6 protein-coding genes are annotated in these 3723 nt (G+C 34.4%); 3 read left to right on the plus strand and 3 right to left on the minus strand.

Features of this window, described 5'->3' with window-relative positions; translation table 11 throughout:
• Together KAS42_06605 and KAS42_06610 are read left to right on the plus strand one after the other, a co-directional pair.
• Positions 1 to 203, plus strand: a 203-nt coding sequence (locus tag KAS42_06605) for a type II toxin-antitoxin system HicB family antitoxin (GenBank protein MCK4905888.1), incomplete at its 5' end; no start/stop codon positions are given.
• Entirely contained in the window at positions 200 to 418 is a 219-nt protein-coding gene (locus KAS42_06610) for a type II toxin-antitoxin system HicA family toxin (GenBank protein ID MCK4905889.1), read from the plus strand. The genes KAS42_06605 and KAS42_06610, both read left to right, overlap by 4 nt.
• Before the next feature lie 87 nt (positions 419 to 505).
• Here KAS42_06610 and KAS42_06615 read toward each other — a convergent pair whose 3' ends face one another.
• The 3 genes from KAS42_06615 to KAS42_06625 all read right to left on the minus strand — a co-directional run bounded on the left by KAS42_06615 (position 506) and on the right by KAS42_06625 (position 2788).
• The gene (locus tag KAS42_06615; protein MCK4905890.1) at positions 506 to 1132 is read right to left on the minus strand and encodes a hypothetical protein; all 627 of its coding nucleotides are present in this window, start codon (positions 1130 to 1132) and stop codon (positions 506 to 508) included.
• 74 nt (positions 1133 to 1206) lie between these two features.
• Positions 1207 to 2070, minus strand: coding sequence for an SPFH/Band 7/PHB domain protein (locus KAS42_06620; GenBank protein ID MCK4905891.1), 864 nt, complete (start codon positions 2068 to 2070; stop codon positions 1207 to 1209).
• 73 nt (positions 2071 to 2143) lie between these two features.
• Positions 2144 to 2788: a hypothetical protein gene (locus tag KAS42_06625; protein MCK4905892.1), complete on the minus strand. Its 645-nt coding sequence runs from the start codon at positions 2786 to 2788 to the stop codon at positions 2144 to 2146.
• Between the two features lie 117 nt (positions 2789 to 2905).
• On the opposite strand from KAS42_06625, the gene waaF reads away from it, so the two are divergent.
• A partial coding sequence (gene waaF, locus KAS42_06630) for a lipopolysaccharide heptosyltransferase II (GenBank protein MCK4905893.1) occupies positions 2906 to 3723 on the plus strand: 818 nt, incomplete at its 3' end.

Genomic DNA, 3723 nt, shown 5'->3' on the forward strand with positions numbered 1-3723 from the left:
GGTTAGAAAAAGATGAAGACGGAATATATGTGGCAACATGTCCTTCTTTGCCGGGTTGTATTTCTCAAGGCAAAACGGAGAAAGAAGCATCGAAAAACATTAAGGAAGCAATTCGACTCCATTTAAAATGTTTAGCAGAAGACGGTCTTCCGCTCTTTGAGAGTAAAAAAGCTAAAGAAACTCTTATTGAGGTAAAAGTATGAGCAAACTTCCTGTAATCTCAGGAAGCAAAACAATAAAAGCACTTATGAAGACAGGTTACTATGTCCGTGACCAAGAAGGAAGTCACATCCACTTGAGACACCCCTTCAGAAAGCCCCTAACCATCCCAAACCACAAAGAAATAGCCAGAGGCACATTAAGACAAATTATCAAAGAGGCAGATTTGACTGTCGAGAAATTCAGAAAATTATTATAAATAAGGTTGTTTTACAGAAAAAATATCTGAAACAATTCTCTATCGAAAAAATGGCTAAAGAAACTGAAGATTTGTATGAGGAATTAATTAATAAGATGAAGTAAATTTGTCAATTGTATCAACTAATACTTTTGCCCTTCTAGCATAATCTTCATGACCTATTTCCAGATTCTTTTTCACTCTTTTAAGATTTTCTGGAGTGAGCGAACTATCAAAAGTTTTCTTGTGATAATGCACAACATTATCAATGTCTTCATGTAACATGTTTAATTGGGTTAATATATCTAATGCGGTTTGTTGAAATTCAGGAATAAAAAGTGTCAAGGAATTTATTTGCGAATTTAAAAAATACAAAGGATATTTTTTAAAACTAAGTGACTTGTTGGTATTTGCTCTTAATTCAGAAAGAACTTTTAAATGCGCCTCCTCTGAATTCTTTAATTTACTTATATACGTCGAGATATTTTCATTTTTGTGAGGTCCTTTATATGAGCAAATAATTGGTTCAATCCATCCTAGAAATACTTTATCTATCTTACCTGCACGAATTTTTACCTGAAAGATACTACATGCCAATCTATGCTTTAGATCCTCAAATTCAACAAATATGCTTTTCTTAATTGCCTTTTTTCTTTTTTGCTCTTGTATCCATCCTAAGACCAAAGGACTAAGGAGACCTAGAGACCATCCAATCAAAAGATATACAATATTCATCTTTTTTCATTTATAACTTCATCCCTCACTACAAATCTACACCGCAACACATCAAAAAATCAAATAAGAATTAATTATCCCTCTTTCTTTTTAAGCGGCAACACGCCTGCCAATTCGCCTATTACGTTGACTAATTCTGTATCTGTTGGAACAACTACTTTTGCATTATTTTTTAAGGAAACTTCAACGGCTTGAAGTTTTCTTAAAACCTGGGCATTGCCGACAAAATATTTTTCTGCGGCTTCGTTAACTAATTTTATTGCTTCGGCTTCGCCTGTGGCTTGTAAAATACGCGCCTGCTTAATACCCTCTGCCTTCTTAATCTCCGCCCTCTTTTCGCCGTCTGCGACGGTTTCTCTGGCTGTAGCATAATCAACAGCAGCTATCTTTTCATTTTCAGCTTTTACCACTTTATTCATAGTTTCCTGAACGTCTTTTGGAGGGTCTATTTCTTTTAATTCCGTACGGACAATTGTAATACCCCAGTTTTTAGTCTCTTCAAGAAGCGTTTTATGCAATTCGGAATTTATCTTGCCTCTTTCGCTGTTGGCAGATTTTAAAGTAAGCGTTCCGATGATATTTCTTAAGGTAGTGCGCGCAAGATTAACTATCTGATATTTATAAAGGTTAACATTATACTGGGAGTTTCTTACATGCTCTTCATCCGGATTAACTTTAAAATAAACCTGCGCATCAACTCTGGCATTTAAGTTATCGTTGGTAATAATTTCCTGCGGTTCTGCATCAATCATTTGTTCTGTTACGTTGACAAGATAAATGTTTTCAATAACAGGCATAATCCAGTTAAACCCGGGATTTGCAAAACGGTTATATTTACCTAATCTTTCAATCAATCCTCTATGCGTAGGACGAACTATGCGGATGCCGATAAAAAATATAAAAACAACTATACCTATAAAAATCGTCCAACCATTCATATTCTACCCCCCTTTTTTAAATTATTGCTATTACTGCGTTAACAAATTTATACTTTAACACATAAGAAGTCAATTAAGGATTATTCTGCTTATTTTGCGAGGTCTTTTCTCTAAAATATTTTGACCACTCACCTTTTACTGCATCCTTACTTACTGGGTCTATTAAGCCAAGGCAAAGACGGAGTTTCTCCACAGAAACATAACAGCAAGTCAAAGGTGTGTATTGCTTAATGCTTTGGACAAGTTCATCTGTTTTCTCTTGGACATCAATCCATACAGGGTCTCCATAATAATCCACCACAATGGTAACAATTTTATCCGGTCCAGATTGCTGAGTTCCTATGAATTCAGCAAAGACTGCATAGTCTGTATCAATTAACTTACGTTTGATAATGTCACCAAATTCATAAGCAATCTTCTCAACGTCCTCTGGGGCGCTTGGGATGAAAGAGTATTTACTCATTTTAATCTTCTTGATACCTGTTCCTTCGAAAAACATTGCCATTACTTCAGCAAGTCCCGGAACCAAATTTTGGATTTCTATTTGATTAACAAGCACGGGAAAAACAGTCAATGACAAGTTTGGAGCCTTTTCTTCCATTTTTTCCAAACGTGCTTCCATATCACTTTTTATTCGCTCTTCACTAAAGCTGTAGTTGACTATGCATAAAATAATCATTGAAACAAAAACAAGTTGTTTTATTGTGTTTGACAGCATTCTTTTATCCTTTTATATATTCAGATTTAGTATAAATTATACCTCAACACATCAGAAATCAACAGGAGAAATATTTTTAATTAAAACTGCAATCTTTTTTGATAAAATAGAGGTGTTATGAAAATTCTCGTCAGAAGCCCTAATTGGATTGGAGATGCGGTTCTTTGTCTTTCGAGCATTGAATATATTAAAGGGAAAATGCCGCAAGCTCATATTACGGTGCTTGCCAAAGACTGGGTTAAGGAGATTTTCCTGAACCACCCTTCAGTTGATAAGGTTATTTCCTTAAATAAATCGAAAATATCCCTAATTAAAGATCTAAGACAAACCAAATTTGATATAGGTATTCTTTTTACAAATTCTTTTTCCTCGGCTTTTCTGTTCTTTCTTGCGGGAATAAAAAAACGCATCGGTTATAAAACTGATTTGAGAAGTTTATTTTTAACCGACAGCATTCCGCTACCAAAAAATTTAAACACACTTCATCAAAGAGATTATTATTTTAAACTCGTAAAGAAGTTAATTCCCGGAAATGAAAACCCTAAAAATCCTGTTCTTTACATGAGTACAGAAGAAATCGAAAAGGCAGACACTATATTAGAAGATTTCGAATTACCAATTACCAATTACCAATTACCAATTATAGGTATTTTTCCCGGCGCAAGTTACGGTCCCGCAAAAATGTGGGATACAAGGAATTTTCAATTACTTGCAGATAAAATTATAAAAACAGACAAAGCCAAAGTTTTGATTTTTGGTGGCAATAAAGAAAAAGAATTGGGCGAGATAATCCAAAACGAAAGGAATAATATCATTAATCTATGCGGTAAAACAACGCTAAGAGAGACAATGGCTTTAATAAAAAGGTGTGCAGTTTTTATAACAAACGATACAGGACCAATGCACATAGCTTCAGCTTTAAATATTACGGTAAT

This window comes from bacterium (assembly GCA_023135785.1).
Classification (GTDB): domain Bacteria; phylum CAIJMQ01; class CAIJMQ01; order CAIJMQ01; family CAIJMQ01; genus CAZNJA01.